The organism is Variovorax sp. efr-133-TYG-130 (genome assembly GCF_030208835.1).
Lineage (GTDB): Bacteria > Pseudomonadota > Gammaproteobacteria > Burkholderiales > Burkholderiaceae_C > Variovorax.
Window position 1 is genome coordinate 87,175 of sequence record NZ_JARVTD010000011.1, and the last position, 15,451, is coordinate 102,625.

Here is a 15,451-nt window from a genome sequence, read left to right on the forward strand (position 1 = left end):
AAGCGACACGCAGTGCGCGCAGCCCGGGGGGTTACTTCCACAACGCGCACTTGCTTTCGGCCTTGGTGGTGAAGACCTCTTCACCCTTCAGCTTCTGGACCACCTTGTAGTAGTCCCACGGCTGCTTGGATTCGGCCGGCGACTTCACCTGCACCAGGTACATGTCGTGCACGAAGCGGCCGTCCTCGCGCACGTAGCCCTTGGCGTAGAAGTCGTCGATGGGCGTCTTCTTGATCTGCGCCATCACCGCGTCGGCATCGACGGTCTTGGCGGCCTGCACGGCCTTCAGGTAGGTCATGGTGGCCGAGTAGTCGGCGGCCTGGATGTCGGTGGGCATGCGCTTGGTCTTCTCGAAGAAGCGCTTGCCGAAGGCGCGCGTCTTGTCGTCGAGGTTCCAGTCCCAGCTGGTCGTCAGCAGCAGGCCTTCGGTGTTCTTCAGGCCCAGGCTGTGCACGTCGGTCACGAACACCAGAAGGCCGACCATCTTCATGGTCTTGGTGATGCCGAACTCCCTGGCCGCCTTGATTGCGTTCTGGGTGTCGCCGCCCGCGTTCGCGAGCGCCAGCACCTGGGCCTTGGAGTTCTGCGCCTGCAGCAGGAACGAAGAGAAGTCCGACGTGTTCAGCGGATGCTTCACGCTGCCCACCACGGTGCCGCCCTTCTCTTTCACGACCTTGGAGGCATCGGCTTCCAGCGCCTGTCCGAAAGCGTAGTCGGCCGTCAGGAAGAACCAGCTCTTGTCGCCGCGCGCAATCACGGCGCTGCCGGTGCCCTTGGCCAGCGCCACGGTGTCGTAGGCGTAGTGCACGGTGTACGGGCTGCACTGCTCGTTGGTGAGCGCCGAGCTGCCCGCGCCATTCACCACGAACACGCGCTTCTTCTCCTGCGCCACCTTGGCCATGGCCAGGCCGGTGCCCGAGCTGGTGCCGCCGAACAGCATCGTCAGGCCCTGCGTGTCGATCCACTCGCGCGCCTTGGAGGCGGCGATGTCGGCCTTGTTCTGGTGGTCGGCCTGCAGCAGCTCGATGGGCATGCCGTTGACCTTGCCGCCGAAGTCGTCGATGGCCATCTGGATCGCGAGAGCACCGTTCTTGCCCTCCACGTCGGCGTAGAGGCTCGACATGTCGGTGATGAAACCGATCTTGACCTTCTCCTGCGCCTGCACGGCGCCGGCGGCCAACGCGATGGCAAGCGAAACGGCCGAGAACACAGCTGTCTTTTTCATGATCATCAGACTCCAGTGAGGAAACGGAAAGTCGTGGGGGCCGCCGCGCACGGCCGCCCGAAGCGGCCGGCCCGCCCCCGGCAGGGGGTAGGCGAAGCGACACGAAGTGCGCGCAGCCTGGGGGCGAGCATTACTTCCAGAGGGCGCACTTGGTCTCGGCCTTGGTCGTGAAGACCTGGTCGCCCGGCAGCGTCTTGAGCACCTTGAGGTAGTCCCACGGCTTCTTGGACTCGGCGGGCGACTTCACCTCGACCAGGTACATGTCGTGGATGAAGCTGCCGTCGGCGCGGATCTGGCCCTTGCCGTAAAAGTCGTCGATCTTCATGCTCTTGAGCTGCGCCATCACCTTGTCGGAGTCGGTGGTCTTGGCGGCGGCCACGGCCTTCAGGTAGGTCATGGTGGCCGAGTAGTCGGCGGCCTGCACATCGGTGGGCATGCGCTTGGTCTTCTCGAAGAAGCGGTTGGCGAACTTGCGCGACTCGTCGTTCAGGTCCCAGTACCAGCTGGTGGTGTGCAGCAGGCCTTCGGTGTTCTTCAGGCCCAGGCTGTGGATGTCGCTCAGGAAGACCAGCAGGCCGGCGGTCTTCATGGTCTTGTTGATGCCGAATTCCTTGGCCGCCTTGATCGAGTTGATGGTGTCGCCACCGGCGTTGGCCAGGCCCAGGATCTGCGCCTTGGAGTTCTGCGCCTGCAGCAGGAAGGACGAGAAGTCCGACGCGTTCAGCGGATGGCGCACGGCGCCCACCACGGTGCCGCCCTTCTCCTTCACGACCTTGGTGGTGTCGGCTTCGAGCGCATGGCCGAAGGCGTAGTCCGCCGTCAGGAAGAACCAGCTCTTGCCGCCGCGATCGACCACCGCCGCGCCCGTGCCCTTGGCCAGCGCCACGGTGTCGTAGGCGTAGTGGATGGTGTACGGGCTGCACTGCTCGTTGGTGAGCACCGAGCTGCCGGCGCCGTTGTTGAAGTACACGCGCTTCTTTTCCTCCGCCACCTTGGCGGTGGCCAGCGCCACGCCCGAGTTGGTGCCGCCGAAGACCATCGTCACACCTGCAGTGTCGATCCACTCGCGCGCCTTGGAGGCGGCGATGTCGGCCTTGTTCTGGTGGTCGGCCGTCAGCAGCTCGATGGGCTGGCCCAGCACCTTGCCGCCGAAGTCGTCGATGGCCATCTGGATGGCGGTGGCACCGCCCTTGCCTTCGAGGTCGGCATACAGGCTCGACAGGTCGGTAACGAAGCCGATCTTCACTTTTTCCTGCGCCTGAACGGCGCCCGCGCTCATTGCGACGATGCCGACTGCGGTTGCGATGAGGCCGAGTTTCTTTTTGTTCATGCTGTTGTCTCCTTGAAGGACGGGTGATTGCCTGGTGTTTGTCCGGGGACACCGTGGAACCGGCTTTGCCGGGCCACCGGTGTCGCCCCCTGCAAGGGGGTTGGCGAAGCGACACGAAGTGCGCGAAGACTGGGGGTGGGCTTCATGCTAGACGCCGAGCAACTCGGTGAGCACCGGCATCCTGGCTTCCAGCTCCGCCGAGCCGAAAGTCAGCGCGATGCGGCCGTGCTCCATCACGTAGAAGCGGTCGGCCAGCGGCGCGGCAAAGCGGAAGTTCTGCTCCACCATGACGATGGTGTAGCCCTTGGCGCGCAGCGTGGTGATCATGCGGGCCAGCGCCTGCACGATGACCGGCGCCAGGCCTTCTGAAATCTCGTCGAGCAGCAGCAGCTTGGCGCCGGTGCGCAGGATGCGCGCCACGGCCAGCATCTGCTGCTCGCCGCCCGACAGGCGCGTGCCCTGGCTGTGGCGGCGCTCGGCCAGGTTGGGGAACATGGTGTAGATCTCGTCGACCGACATGCCCTGCCCCGCACCCTTCAGCTCGGGCGGCAGCATCAGGTTTTCCTCGCACGAAAGGCTGGCGAAGATGCCGCGCTCTTCCGGGCAGTAGCCGATGCCCAGGTGCGCGATGCGGTGCGTCGGCATGCCGATGGTCTCTTTGCCGTTGACCTCGATGCTGCCCTTGCGCGCGCCGGTCAGGCCCATGATGGCGCGCAGCGTGGTGGTGCGGCCCGCGCCGTTGCGGCCCAGCAGCGTGACGACTTCGCCCGGCTGCACGACCATGTCGACGCCGTGCAGCACGTGCGATTCGCCGTACCAGGCTTGCAGGCCCTTGATTTCGAGTGCGGCGGTCATGTCAGTGGGCACCTTGCATTTCGCCGTCGGTGGTGCCCATGTAGGCTTCCATCACCTGCGGGTTCTTCGAGACTTCCGCGTACGGCCCTTCGGCCAGCACCGCGCCGCGCTGCAGCACGGTGATGGTGTCGGCGATGGTCGAGACCACGCTCATGTTGTGCTCCACCATCAGGATGGTGCGCCCTGCCGACACGCGCTTGATGAGCTCGGCCACGCGGTGCACGTCTTCATGCCCCATGCCCTGCGTGGGCTCGTCGAGCAGCATGAGTTCGGGTTCCATGGCCAGCGTGGTCGCGATCTCGAGCGCGCGCTTGCGGCCGTAGGGCAGGTTCACGGTCTGCTCGTCAGCCAGTTCTTCCAGGCCGACTTCAGCCAGCAGTTCGCGGGCCCTGGCATCCAATGGCTTGAGCGACTTCTCGCTCTTCCAGAAGTGGTACGAGGTGCCGAGCCGGCGCTGCAGGCCGAGCAGCACGTTCTCCAGCAGCGTGAGATGCGGGAACACGGCCGAGATCTGGAACGAGCGGATGATGCCGCGCCGCGCGATCTGCGCCGGTCGCTCGCGCGTGATGTCCTGTCCATTGAAGAGGATCGTGCCGGTGGTCGGCTCGAGGAACTTCGTGAGCAGGTTGAAGCAGGTCGTCTTGCCGGCGCCGTTGGGGCCGATGAGCGCATGGATCGAGCCGCGCACCACCGAAAGGTTGACCTTGCTGACCGCGGTGAACCCTTTGAACTCCTTGGTGAGCTGGCGTGTTTCGAGGATGACGTCGCTCATCTCGCGGTGTCGCCCAGGTGCGTAAAGATAAAGTGGGTCATGCGGTCCATCTCAATGCGCCACCATCGAGCGCGGCCTGATTGTTGGTGGGCGCCCTGCGCTTGGATACTGGGGCAAATGCCTATGCTGCAGTGCAACCTGCGCAGGGCGGCGCAACGGCCCGATCAGCGACTGTCGTTGCAGCGACAAAGCGCATCCTGGCAACACTAAGACCTCTGCGGGAAACCCCGAGCGGGGTTCGCGGGGCGCTGCGTAGACTGAGGCGAACATGCTGAATTTCCGCTCTCCCGACTTCCTGACCGATCACGTGCTGCACACGCTGTCGTTCTACGAGCCGCGCTGCATCGACGCCTCGGGCGGCTTCTTCCATTTCTACAAGGACGACGGCACGGTGTACGACATGCGCACGCGGCACTTGGTGAGCAGCACGCGCTTCGTCTTCAACAATGCGATGGCCTACCGGCACTTCGGCAACCCGGCGCACCTGGCGGCGGCGCGGCACGGCCTGGCCTTCCTGCAGAGCGGCCACGCGCAACCCGGCGGCGGCTATGCGTGGCAGATCGACTGGCACCAGCAGCGCGCCACGGTGCAGGACAGCACCTGCCATTGCTACGGCCTGGCCTTCGTGCTGCTGGCGCATTCCCATGCGCTGATGGCCGGCATCGAAGAGGCCCATGCCGGGATCGTCCACACCTGGGACCTGATGGAACGGCACTTCTGGGAGCCGCGCCACCAGCTCTACGCTGACGAGGCCACGGCCGACTGGCGCGTGGGCGCCTACCGCGGGCAGAACGCCAACATGCATGCCTGCGAGGCGATGCTGGCCGCCTACGAGGCCACGCACGACACCCGCTACCTCGACCGCGCGCTGGTGCTGGCGGAATCCATCACCGGGCGGCAGGCCGCGCTGGCGGACGGGCTGGTGTGGGAGCACTACCGCGAGGACTGGTCGATCGACTGGGACTACAACCGCGACGACAAGACCAACATCTTCAGGCCTTGGGGCTTCCAGACCGGCCACCTGACGGAATGGGCCAAGCTGCTGCTGCAGCTGGAGCGCCACCTTGCCGCTGCCGGCCGCAAGGCCGACTGGATACTGCCGCGCGCGCAGCACTTCTTCGACACCGCCATGTTCCGCGGCTGGGACGCGGACAACGGCGGGCTGGTCTACGGCTTCGCGCCCGACGGCACCGTGTGCGATGGCGACAAGTATTTCTGGGTGCAGGCAGAAAGCTTCGCGGCAGCCGCGCTGCTGGCGGTGCGCACCGGCGAATCGGGCTACTGGGACTGGTACGACAGCATCTGGGCGTACAGTTGGGAGCACTTCGTCGACCACCGCCACGGCGCCTGGTATCGCATCCTCTCGCCGCGCAACAAGAAGATCAACGACGAGAAAAGCCCGGCCGGCAAGACCGACTATCACACCATGGGCGCCTGCTACGACGTGCTGCGCGCACTGAAGACCTCCGCCAAGTAAAAACCCCCAGGTCTTCTTGGCGAAGCCTGGGGGTTGGTGGGTTGCATGCGTGTCAGTGCGCGCCGGCTGCGGCGTCGCCGCCCGCGCCGCCCTTCTGCGGCCTTGCAAGCCACACCAGCGGGATCAGCAGCAGGAACAGGATCGCCGACGCATAGAAGATGTCGTTCGTGGCCAGCATGAACGACTGCTGGTCGACGATGCGGTTCAGCTGGCCCAGCACCTGCTCGGTGCTGAAGCCGCTGCTCGCCAGGCCCGACATCGCATTGGTCGCCGCGTTGTTGCCCTGGTTAACCGCCTCGGACAGCTGCGAGTGATGCAGCGCCGCGCGGTTTTCCCACAGCGTGGTGGTGATCGACGTGCCCATCGCGCCCGCCGTGATCCGCAGGAAGTTGGACAACCCCGACGCGGCCGGGATGCGGTCCGGCGTGAGGCCCGACAGCGTGATGGTCACCAGCGGGATGAAGAAGAAGGCCATCGCGATGCCCTGGATCACCGTCGGGATGATGATGGTGACGAAGTCGGCCTGCGTGTTGAAGTTCGACCGCATCCACAGCACCAGCGCGAACACCAGGAACGAGAAGGTCGCGTACCGCCGAGGGTCGATCTTGGCCACCGTGAGGCCCACCACCGGCGAGAAGAAGATCGCCAGCAGCCCCACGGGCGCCATGATCATCCCCGCCTGCGTGGCGGTGTAGCCCATCCACTGCTGCAGCCACAGCGGCAGCAGCACCACGTTGCCGAAGAACAGGCCGTAGGCCACGGCCGTTGCCACCGCGCCAGACCAGAAGTTGCGGCGCTTGAACAGCGACAGGTCGACCACCGGGTGCTTGTCGGTCAGCTCCCAGACCAGGAAGAACGCGAAACCGACCACGGCCACCACCGCCAGCGTCACGATCTGCGCCGAGTGGAACCAGTCGAGCTCCTTGCCCTTGTCGAGCATCAGCTGCAGCGAGCCCACCCACAGCACCAGCAGCGCGAGGCCGATGGCGTCGATCGGCACCCTGTGCGTGCTGCTCTCGCGCTTGCGGTACAGCGCCCAGGTGATGGCCGCCGCGACGATGCCCACGGGAATGTTGATGTAGAAGATCCACGGCCACGAGATGTTGTCGGTGATCCAGCCGCCCAGCAGCGGCCCCATCACCGGCGCGACCAGCGTGGTCATCGACCACATGGCCATCGCCAGGCCCGCCTTGGCGCGCGGGTAGCTCGACAGCAGCAGCGTCTGCGACAGCGGGATCATCGGCCCCGCGACGAAGCCCTGCAGCGCGCGAAACGCGATCAGCGTCGTCATGTTGGGCGCCAGGCCGCACAGCAGCGAGGCGACCATGAACAGGATCACGCTCGCCATGAACAGGCGCACCTGTCCGAAGCGCTGCGTCATGAAGCCGGTGAGCGGCACCGCGATGGCGTTGGCCACCGCGAAGCTGGTGATGACCCAGGTGCCTTGCGTGGTGCTCACGCCCAGGTCGCCCGAGATGGCAGGCAACGACACGTTCGCGATCGACGAATCGAGCACGTTCATGAAAGTTGCCGCAGACAGCGCGACCGTGCCCCAGACGCGGGCTGCGCCCTCGAGCGGCGGATGCGCAATGTAAGCAGGAGCAGCGGTGGCCATTGCGGGTCGCGCGAACTGAGCTGATTACCTGAAGAAGACCGCGCGGGCGATCAGCCCGGCTGGCCTTGCACGGCCACCGATGCACCGGCGGGCGCTGCCTTGGCCGGTGACGCGGCCGTGGCGGGCGCGCCGCGGCCGAGGTTGGCCGCGACGATGCGGTCCACTTCGGCGTCGGCGCCGCGGTCGAGCTGGCTGTAGACCTGCGTCTGCACCAGCGCGGCAGGGCGCGGCGCGTCGGCCAGCATCTTGCCGCTCTTGGACGAGATGTCGATCTCGGCGTCCATCGACAGGCCGATGCGCAGCGGGTTGACCTTCAGCTGTTCCGGGTCGAGCGCGATGCGAACGGGCACGCGCTGCACCACCTTGATCCAGTTGCCGGTGGCGTTCTGCGCGGGCAGCAGCGCAAAGGCGCTGCCGGTGCCCACGCCCAGGCCGGCCACCTTGCCGGTGTACTCGACCTTCTTGCCGTAGACGTCGGCGGTGAGCTTCACGGGCTGGTCGATGCGGATGTTGCGCAGCTGCACTTCCTTGAAGTTGGCGTCGACCCACAGCTGGTTGAGCGGCACGATCGACATCATCGGCGTGCCGGCGGCCACGCGCTGGCCGAGCTGCACGGTGCGCTTGGCGACGTAGCCATCGACCGGCGCGGGCATGGCCACGCGCTGCGTGGCGAGGTAGGCCTCGCGCACCTTGGCGGCGGCGGCCAGCACGCTGGGGTGCTGGGCCACGCTGGTGCCTTCGGTCAGCGACTGGTTGCTGACCAGCGCTTCCTTGGCGGCGACCACGCCGGCCTGCGCCGCCGCGAGCTGGCTTCTGGCGGTGTCGAGCTGCGTCTCGGCGTGGTTGAGTTCTTCCTTCGACACGGCGCCGTTGCCCGACAGCGCGCGGCGGCGCTGCAGGTCGTCCTGCGCCTTGGCGACGTCGCTCTGCGCCTTCACGATGTCGGACTGGCGCAGCGTGACCTGCGCGGCCAGCGAGCCGTTGTTGGCGTACAGCGTGCGCACCTGGCGCACGGCCTGCGCGAGCGCGGCCTCGGCCTGCTCGAGCGCCACCTTGGCGTCGGCCGGGTCGAGCTGCACCAGCGGCTGGCCGGCCTTCACGAAGTCGGTGTCGTCGGCGTTGATGGCCATGACGGTGCCGCCGATCTGCGGGGTGATCTGGATCACGTTGCCCGACACGTAGGCGTTGTCGGTGTCCTCGTAGTGGCTGGCGACCAGCCATTCGTAGAGGCCCCAGCCGCCGCCGGCGACGATGACCACCGCGGCAAGCGCGGTGAGTGCGCGGCGGCGCTTGCCGTTGCTGGCGGGCGCCTCCGCAGCGGCGGGAGCTGCGGCTGCAGCGGGCGTCGGAGTGTTGTTATCGCTCATGATGAAGTTCTTTCCGAAGACGAATGAATCAGGTCTGTTCAGTTCTGCGCGGCCGGGGCTGCAGCCGTGGTTGTGGAGGGCGGCTGCCAGCCGCCACCCAGCGCGCGGGCCAGCGCCACCTGCGTGTCGAGCGCGCGCGCGGCGAGGTCGACCGCCAGGCGGCGTTGCTGCAGCACGGAGGTTTCCGCAGTCAGCACGTTGAGGTAGTTGCCGAGGCCCGCGCGGTAGCGCTGCACGGCGATGTCGTAGGCGCCTTCGGCCGCGGTCTGTGCGGCGCGCTGCTCGGCCTGCTGGCGTGCGATCGACTGCGCGCTCGTCACCTGGTCGGCGGCGTCGCGCACCGCGTCGATCACGGTGGCGTTGTAGCTTTCGATGGCCACATCGAGGTCGGCCGACTTGCCGCGCAGGTTGGCGCGCAGCTTGCCGCCTTCGAAGATCGGCAGGCTGATGGCGGGGCCCACGCCCCACTGCTCGCTGCCCGACTTCAACAGCTTGCCGAAGCCCAGCGCCTGGAAGCCGGCGAAGGCCGTGAGGTTGACGTTGGGATAGAACAGCGTCTTGGCATTGGCCACGTCGCTGGTGGCGGCCTCCACGCGCCACCGAGCGGCGGCGATGTCGGCGCGGCGGCCCAGCAGGTCGGCCGGAATGTTCGCCTGCAGCGCAATGGGCTTGACCTCGCCCAGCAGCGGCGGCTTGAGCGACTGCGACACGTTGGGCTGGGCCACGAGCGCGTCGAGCGCATGCTGCTGAAGCGCGATCTGCTCGTTGAGCGATTCGATCTGCTGGCGGGCTTCGGGCAGGCCGCCTTCGCTCTGGCGCAGTTCGAGGCTGGTGTCGAGGCCGGCGGAGACGCGGTCGCGCACGAGCCGGAGCGTTTCGTCGCGTTGCGCCAGGGTGCGCCTGGCCACGGTGAGCTGGTCGTTCAGTCGGGCCCACTGGAAGTAGCTGCGCGCCACGTTGCTCGCGAGCAGCACGCGGGCCGCGTCGGCATCGGCAGCGGCGGCGTTGGCAGCGCCGATGGCGGTGTCGAGCGCGCTGCGGTTCTTGCCGAAGAAGTCGAGCTCCCAGCTCGCGCCGAGCTGCAGCAGGCCGATGTTCTGGATCGAGCCGCCCAGCGGTGCCGGGTAGATGTAGTTGCTGTTGAACTTCTGGCGGTTCAGGTCGAGCTCGCCGTTGACCTTGGGCTTGAGGGCGGCGCCAGCGATGTCGGCGGAAGCCTGCGCACGTGCGAGGCGGGCTTGCGCGACCTGCAGGTTGGGGTTGCCGGCCACGGCCTGGTCGATGAGCGTGTTGAGCTGCGGATCGCCGAAGGCGAGCCACCACTGGCTGTCGAGGCGGGAAACCGGCACCGCGGCGCTGTCGGGGGCGATGCCCAGCGACGACGCGTCGCGCAGCTTGGCCTGCGAGCCGATGCCGGCCATGTCGGCGCAGCCTGCCAATGCGACCACCAGCAGTGCGGCAGCCACGACGGGAGTGCGACGCAGCGCGCGCACGGCGAGGGAATCAGTCATTTTTATCTCCACGGGCTGCGAGAGCCTGTGCGTTGTCGAGGATGCGGCGCAGGTAACCCTTGAGCTGCTCCCATTCCTCGGTTGTGAAACCTGCGAGATGTTCGTTCTGCACGCGGCTGAGCACGTACGGCACTTCCTTGGCGGCGGCACGGCCTTCGTCGGTGAGTTCGATGTTGACGACGCGGCGGTCTTCCAGCGACCTCACGCGGCGGCAGAGGCCCTTGGCTTCGAGGCGGTCGAGCAGGCGCGTCATGGCGCCGGTGTCGAGCTCGCAGGCGCGGGCCAGTTCGGCCACGGTGGTGGCGGCGCCGACGTGCAATTTGTACAGCGGCACCCATTGCGGATAGGTCGGCCCGCCGGGCTCGCACATGCGGGTTTCCACTGCCTGCCCTACTGCCGTCACGATGCGGCGCATCAGATAGCCGATGCTGTCTTCGGTCAAGTACGTCTCCGCTCGGTAGAAAACAGGCGGGCGACGCTCTGCGTCGGCGGAGGCCGGCGCGGCTTCTGGGGTGTTTGCATCGCTCATGCCCAAAATATTAGCTGCCGAGGCAATTATTGTCAAGGCCGCCTTTGTAGGGGCAAGGGTTCGGTAGAATCGCTCCATGGCTTCTACCCCTCCGTCTTCCATGGCCAAGGGCTCGCCCCGGTCGCTGTCGGGCCTGAGCCCTTTTCTTCGCCCCTACCGGGTCCAGATCGTCCTGGCGGGGGTGTTTCTGGTGATGGCGGCTGTCACTACGCTGGCTTTCCCTATCGCCTTGCGCAGCCTGATTGACGGAGGCTTCGTCAACCCCGACAAGGGCGCGCAGACGATGGCGCTGCGCGACCACTTCGGCGCCCTCTTCGCCGTGGCCGTGGCGCTGGGTCTTTTCTCCGCCGCGCGCTTCTACACGGTGAGCTGGCTGGGCGAGCGCGTCACGGCGGACATCCGCAACGCGGTCTACGGGCACGTGCTGAAGCAGAGCCCGGCGTTCTTCGAGACCACGCAGACCGGAGAGGTGCTGTCGCGCCTCACGGCGGACACCACGCTGGTCCAGACGGTCGTCGGCTCCTCGCTCAGCATGGGCTTGCGCAACGCGGTCATGGGCGTGGGCGCGCTGGCCGTGCTGGTCTGGACCAATCCTTATGTGATGGTGCAGGTGCTGGGCATCCTGGTGCTGGTGGTGCTGCCGAGCATGTGGTTCGGCCGCCGCGTGCGCAAGCTGTCGCGCGCCAGCCAGGACCGCGTGGCCGATTCGAGCGCCATCGCCGCCGAGGTGCTGAACGCGATTCCGGTGGTGCAGAGCTACACGGCCGAGGACCGCGAAGCCTCGCGCTTCAACGGCTCGACCGAAAACGCCTTCCGCACCGCGGTGCGCCGCACCAAGGCGCGCTCCGTGCTGGTGGCGTTCATCATCATCGCCACCTCGGCAGCGCTGCTCTGGGGCCTGTACCAGGGCACGCAGGCGGTGCTGCGCGGCGACATCACGGCCGGCCACCTGGGCCAGACGGTCGTGTACGTCGCCATTCTTGCCAGCGCCACCGCGGTGCTCGGCGAGGTCTACGGCGACCTGCTGCGCGCAGCCGGCGCCACCGAGCGCCTGATGGAGCTGCTGCACGCGCCCGCCGCCATCGTCTCCCCGGCCAACCCGGCGGTCACGCCGGTGCCTGCCGCCGGCAGCGCCATCCGCTTCGACGCGGTGACCTTCCATTACCCCTCGCGGCCGGGCACGCCGGCGCTGCGCGACTTCAGCCTCGACATCGCGCCGGGCGAAACAGTGGCGCTGGTCGGCTCGAGCGGCGCCGGCAAGAGCACGGTGTTCCAGCTGCTGCTGCGCTATTACGACCCGCAATCCGGCCGGCTGGTGCTCGACGGCGCGCCGCTGACTTCGCTCGCCCTGCCCGACCTGCGCACCCGCATCGGCCTGGTTCCGCAGGATGCGGTGATCTTCTCGGCCAGCGCTTTCGAGAATATCCGCTATGGCCGCCCCGAGGCCACCGCCGAAGAAGTGCACGCGGCCGCCCGCGCCGCCTTCGCCCACGACTTCCTGCAGGCCCTGCCCGAGGGCTACGACACTTTCCTCGGCGAGCGCGGCGTGCGCCTGTCGGGCGGGCAGCGTCAGCGCATCGCGATCGCGCGGGCCATGCTCATGAATCCGCCGCTGCTGCTGCTCGACGAAGCCACGAGCGCGCTCGACGCGGAGAGCGAGCGCATGGTGCAAGCCGCGCTCGAGTCGGCCATGGAAGGCCGCACGACGCTGGTGATCGCGCACAGGCTGGCAACGGTGCAGAAGGCCGACCGCATCATCGTGCTGGACCACGGCGGCATCGTCGAACAGGGAACGCATGCGACCCTGGTGGCACAAGGCGGCGTGTATGCACGCCTCGCGGCGCTGCAGTTCACGGCCTGAGCAGGCCGTTTGGCTGCTACTGCAGCGTTTCCTTCAGCGCGGCGGGAATCGGCAGCGCCATCACCGGGATGCCCTCGTCGAGCAGCGCTTCGGTCTGCTCGGGCGTTGCCTGCCCGCGGATGCCGCGCTCGCGGGCTTCGCCGTAGTGCATCTTGCGGGCCTCGTCGGCAAAGCGCTCGCCGACGTCTTCGGTCTTGGCCAGCACCTCGCGCACGGCGCGCATCCAGCGGGCTTCGGGCGAGAGGTCGGCGGGGGCGTTCGGGGCGACAGCCGCGGGCGCCACGGCTTCCGGCGCCTTGGCATTGCCCAGGTTCAGGCGCGGCGCGCTCAGCAGCTTGACGATGGCGGTGTCGCCGCAGACCGGGCATTCGACCAGCCCGCTCGCCAGTTGGCTGTCGAAGGCTTCGTTGGACGCGAACCAGCCTTCGAAGCCATGGCCGTGTGCGCAGCGGAGATCGAGAACCTTCATGCGCGGATTATCCCGCGCCGCCTTGGGAGCCCAGGGCCGTCCAGTCCAGTGCCCATGCGCCCGAAATGACGTTCTGCAGCCAAAGGGTGCAGGTCAGCGTCTTGGCATCGGTGACGGTGCCGTCGCGGCACCAGCCGGCCAGCTCTTCGGGCGTGGCCGTGAACACGTCGAGGAACTCGCCGTGGTCGAGCTGGCGTTCGCCGAGCGAAAGGCCGCGCGCGAAATAGATGTGGATGATTTCCGTCGAGTACGCCACCGCCAGGTGCATGGCACCCGCATGCGCCCATTCGCGCGCGGTGTAGCCGGTTTCCTCGAGCAGTTCGCGCTTGCCGCAGACGAAGGGGTCTTCGCCCGCGTCGAGCTTGCCGGCCGGGAACTCGACCATCACGTGGCCGACGGGGTAGCGGAACTGGCGCTCGAGCACCACCCGGCCGTCGTCCAGCATCGGAATCACCACCACCGCGCCGGGGTGCACCACGTATTCGCGCGTGGCGGTATTGCCGTCGGGCAGGCGGATGGTGTCGCGCTTGGCCTTGAGGAAATTGCCCTTGAAGAGGTCTTCGCTCTTCGTGAGCTCTTCCCTCAGGTGCGAATCGGAAGTGGAAGATGCAGTCGTCATGTCGTCCTCAATGCCTGTGTTTCATCAGGTAGCGCCAGGTGAACCCCGGAAAGGCGAGCACGATGAACAGCGAGCCCGTCACCGCATAGAACTCCCAGCCCTGCGCCGCGATCTGCCCTGCCCTGCGCTCGAACAGCAGCCCGATGCCACCAGCCAGAAAGTACAAGACCACCAGCTCGGCGAGCCGCACCGCGAGCGACTTGGCATTCGTCGACAGCGGCACGACGCCGAACAGGCGGTCGTTGAAGAACGGCAGGTTGGCGGCCACGAGGGCCACCAGCAACACGACCCAGACAGACGCGGTTTGCGACACCCGAGGTCGGCCGCGTCAGTGGGCCAGCGTGGCCACGATCGCGTCGTAGCAGAGCGTCATCAGTCCGCCGGGCACGATGCCCAGGATCAGGATCAGCGCGCCGTTGATGGTGAGCACGGTGCGCACGTCGCGCGGTGCCGACACGGTGGTGGCCGTGACCGGTGCGTCGAAGTACATGACCTTGACCACGCGCAGGTAGTAGAACGCGCCGATCAGCGACATCATCACCGCGAACACCGCCAGGCCGATGTAGATGGCGTGGCCCGAGGCGATCAGCGCCTGCAGCACCGCCAGCTTGGCGTAGAACCCGACCAGCGGCGGCAGGCCTGCCAGCGAGAACATCGCGATGGCCATCACGCCTGCGTACAGCGGGCTGCGCTGGTTGAGGCCGGCGAGATCGGTGATCTCTTCGCTCTCGAAGCCCTCGCGTGCCAGCAGCAGGATGATGCCGAAGCTGGCCAGCGTGGTCAGCACGTAGGTCACGATGTAGAACATCGAAGCGCTGTAGGCGTACTGGGCGTTGTACGTGCCCTGCTGGTCCGAGCCGGCGACAAGGCCGAGGAGCATGAAGCCCATCTGCGAGATGGTCGAATACGCCAGCATGCGCTTCAGGTTGCTCTGCGCGATGGCGGCCAGGTTGCCGACCAGCAGCGAAGCGATGGCGAGCACGGCCAGCATCTGCTGCCAGTCGATGGCCAGCGGCTGCAGCGCGTCGACCAGCAGGCGGATGATGATGGCGAAGGCGGCCAGTTCAGGCGCGGCGCCGATCAGCAGCGTGATCGCGGTCGGTGCGCCCTGGTAGACGTCGGGCACCCACATGTGGAACGGCGCAGCGCCCACCTTGAATGCCAGGCCGGCCACGATGAACACCAGGCCGAACACCAGCACCTGGTGGTTCACCTTGCCGCTCGCGATGGTCTTGAAGACTTCGTTGACGTCGAGCGAGCCGGTCGCGCCGTACATCATCGACAGGCCATACAGCAGGAAACCGCTGGCCATCGCGCCGAGCACGAAGTACTTCATGGCGGCTTCGCTGGCCACCGCGTTGTCGCGGCGCAGCGCCACCAGCGCATAGCTCGACAGCGTGAGCAGTTCGAGGCCCAGGTAGATCAGCAGGAAGTTGCTGCCCGAGATCATCACGAACATGCCCAGCAGCGCGAACATGCTGATGGTGAAGAGCTCGCCGCCGCGCAGCATCTCGCGGTCGCCCGCATAGGGACGGCCGTAGACCAGCGTGACCATCAAGGCAACGGTGGCGAAGCACTTGAGCCAGTTGCCCATCGGGTCGCTGACGACCATGCCGCCGAAACCGTAGGCGGTCTTGCCGTCGTGGGCCTGGAGGCCCGACAGCACGGCGACCACGGCCAGCGTGAGCAGCGTCAGCACATAGGTGCGGGTACGGCGCGGGCTCGTGTCCGACAGGTCGACCAGTGCAATGATGCAGGTCATGACCAGCAACACGATTTCAGGGTAGATCGTGACCCAGCTGATTTTGTCAATCATCTCGT

14 protein-coding genes are annotated in these 15,451 nt (G+C 67.0%); 2 read left to right on the forward strand and 12 right to left on the reverse strand.

The annotated features are described in order from the left end of the window. Positions 1–31: 31 nt before the first annotated feature. The 4 genes from QRN67_RS14885 to QRN67_RS14900 all read right to left on the reverse strand — a co-directional run bounded on the left by QRN67_RS14885 (position 32) and on the right by QRN67_RS14900 (position 4,182). The gene (locus QRN67_RS14885) at positions 32–1,225 is read right to left on the reverse strand and encodes an ABC transporter substrate-binding protein (RefSeq protein ID WP_285412379.1); all 1,194 of its coding nucleotides are present in this window, start codon (positions 1,223–1,225) and stop codon (positions 32–34) included. A gap of 130 nt (positions 1,226–1,355) precedes the next feature. Further along, complete coding sequence (locus QRN67_RS14890; RefSeq protein ID WP_285412380.1) at positions 1,356–2,555, reverse strand: ABC transporter substrate-binding protein; 1,200 nt, start codon at positions 2,553–2,555, stop codon at positions 1,356–1,358. Between the two features lie 147 nt (positions 2,556–2,702). Next, a complete protein-coding gene (locus QRN67_RS14895) occupies positions 2,703–3,410 on the reverse strand; it encodes an ABC transporter ATP-binding protein (RefSeq protein ID WP_285412381.1) in 708 nt (235 codons plus the stop codon). Between the two features lies 1 nt (position 3,411). Then, on the reverse strand, positions 3,412–4,182 hold the full coding sequence (locus tag QRN67_RS14900; protein ID WP_285412382.1) for an ABC transporter ATP-binding protein: 771 nt from the start codon (positions 4,180–4,182) through the stop codon (positions 3,412–3,414). A 268-nt stretch (positions 4,183–4,450) separates the two neighbouring features. Between QRN67_RS14900 and QRN67_RS14905 the strand changes: the two genes are divergently transcribed. After that, positions 4,451–5,659 (forward strand): AGE family epimerase/isomerase, encoded by a 1,209-nt coding sequence (locus QRN67_RS14905; RefSeq protein ID WP_285412383.1) that lies wholly within the window; start codon positions 4,451–4,453, stop codon positions 5,657–5,659. A gap of 52 nt (positions 5,660–5,711) precedes the next feature. On the opposite strand, the gene QRN67_RS14910 is transcribed toward QRN67_RS14905, so the two are convergent. The 4 genes from QRN67_RS14910 to QRN67_RS14925 are packed head-to-tail and all read right to left on the reverse strand — an operon-like array spanning position 5,712 to position 10,681. Continuing rightward, positions 5,712–7,274 carry a DHA2 family efflux MFS transporter permease subunit gene (locus QRN67_RS14910; protein ID WP_081266592.1) on the reverse strand — a complete coding sequence of 521 codons (1,563 nt, stop codon included), beginning with the start codon at positions 7,272–7,274 and terminating at the stop codon, positions 5,712–5,714. A 50-nt stretch (positions 7,275–7,324) separates the two neighbouring features. Beyond that, positions 7,325–8,641 carry an HlyD family secretion protein gene (locus tag QRN67_RS14915; protein ID WP_285412384.1) on the reverse strand — a complete coding sequence of 439 codons (1,317 nt, stop codon included), beginning with the start codon at positions 8,639–8,641 and terminating at the stop codon, positions 7,325–7,327. A 38-nt stretch (positions 8,642–8,679) separates the two neighbouring features. After that, positions 8,680–10,152, reverse strand: coding sequence for an efflux transporter outer membrane subunit (locus QRN67_RS14920; protein WP_081266590.1), 1,473 nt, complete (start codon positions 10,150–10,152; stop codon positions 8,680–8,682). Further along, positions 10,145–10,681 carry a MarR family winged helix-turn-helix transcriptional regulator gene (locus QRN67_RS14925; protein WP_285412467.1) on the reverse strand — a complete coding sequence of 179 codons (537 nt, stop codon included), beginning with the start codon at positions 10,679–10,681 and terminating at the stop codon, positions 10,145–10,147. The genes QRN67_RS14920 and QRN67_RS14925 overlap by 8 nt, the downstream gene beginning before the upstream one ends. A 76-nt stretch (positions 10,682–10,757) precedes the next feature. Between QRN67_RS14925 and QRN67_RS14930 the strand changes: the two genes are divergently transcribed. Next, a complete protein-coding gene (locus QRN67_RS14930) occupies positions 10,758–12,542 on the forward strand; it encodes an ABC transporter transmembrane domain-containing protein (protein WP_285412385.1) in 1,785 nt (594 codons plus the stop codon). Positions 12,543–12,558: 16 nt separating this feature from the next. Here QRN67_RS14930 and QRN67_RS14935 read toward each other — a convergent pair whose 3' ends face one another. The 4 genes from QRN67_RS14935 to nuoN are packed head-to-tail and all read right to left on the reverse strand — an operon-like array spanning position 12,559 to position 15,446. Then, complete coding sequence (locus tag QRN67_RS14935; protein ID WP_285412386.1) at positions 12,559–13,011, reverse strand: DUF1178 family protein; 453 nt, start codon at positions 13,009–13,011, stop codon at positions 12,559–12,561. 7 nt (positions 13,012–13,018) lie between these two features. Then, entirely contained in the window at positions 13,019–13,630 is a 612-nt protein-coding gene (locus QRN67_RS14940) for an NUDIX domain-containing protein (RefSeq protein WP_285412387.1), read from the reverse strand. A 7-nt stretch (positions 13,631–13,637) separates the two neighbouring features. Beyond that, positions 13,638–13,943 (reverse strand): DUF2818 family protein, encoded by a 306-nt coding sequence (locus QRN67_RS14945; RefSeq protein ID WP_285412388.1) that lies wholly within the window; start codon positions 13,941–13,943, stop codon positions 13,638–13,640. 15 nt (positions 13,944–13,958) lie between these two features. Next, a complete protein-coding gene (gene nuoN, locus QRN67_RS14950) occupies positions 13,959–15,446 on the reverse strand; it encodes an NADH-quinone oxidoreductase subunit NuoN (RefSeq protein ID WP_106934980.1) in 1,488 nt (495 codons plus the stop codon). Positions 15,447–15,451: the final 5 nt, after the last annotated feature.

Excerpts from the sequence above, each read along its gene's own strand:
- QRN67_RS14885 (WP_285412379.1), bottom strand. The coding sequence starts at position 1,225 with ATGAAAAAGACAGCTGTGTTCTCGGCCGTTTCGCTTGCCATCGCGTTG.
- QRN67_RS14890 (WP_285412380.1), bottom strand. The coding sequence starts at position 2,555 with ATGAACAAAAAGAAACTCGGCCTCATCGCAACCGCAGTCGGCATCGTC.
- QRN67_RS14895 (WP_285412381.1), bottom strand. The coding sequence starts at position 3,410 with ATGACCGCCGCACTCGAAATCAAGGGCCTGCAAGCCTGGTACGGCGAA.
- QRN67_RS14900 (WP_285412382.1), bottom strand. The coding sequence starts at position 4,182 with ATGAGCGACGTCATCCTCGAAACACGCCAGCTCACCAAGGAGTTCAAA.
- QRN67_RS14905 (WP_285412383.1), top strand. The coding sequence starts at position 4,451 with ATGCTGAATTTCCGCTCTCCCGACTTCCTGACCGATCACGTGCTGCAC.
- QRN67_RS14910 (WP_081266592.1), bottom strand. The coding sequence starts at position 7,274 with ATGGCCACCGCTGCTCCTGCTTACATTGCGCATCCGCCGCTCGAGGGC.
- QRN67_RS14915 (WP_285412384.1), bottom strand. The coding sequence starts at position 8,641 with ATGAGCGATAACAACACTCCGACGCCCGCTGCAGCCGCAGCTCCCGCC.
- QRN67_RS14920 (WP_081266590.1), bottom strand. The coding sequence starts at position 10,152 with ATGACTGATTCCCTCGCCGTGCGCGCGCTGCGTCGCACTCCCGTCGTG.
- QRN67_RS14925 (WP_285412467.1), bottom strand. The coding sequence starts at position 10,681 with ATGAGCGATGCAAACACCCCAGAAGCCGCGCCGGCCTCCGCCGACGCA.
- QRN67_RS14930 (WP_285412385.1), top strand. The coding sequence starts at position 10,758 with ATGGCTTCTACCCCTCCGTCTTCCATGGCCAAGGGCTCGCCCCGGTCG.
- QRN67_RS14935 (WP_285412386.1), bottom strand. The coding sequence starts at position 13,011 with ATGAAGGTTCTCGATCTCCGCTGCGCACACGGCCATGGCTTCGAAGGC.
- QRN67_RS14940 (WP_285412387.1), bottom strand. The coding sequence starts at position 13,630 with ATGACGACTGCATCTTCCACTTCCGATTCGCACCTGAGGGAAGAGCTC.
- nuoN (WP_106934980.1), bottom strand. The coding sequence starts at position 15,446 with ATGATTGACAAAATCAGCTGGGTCACGATCTACCCTGAAATCGTGTTG.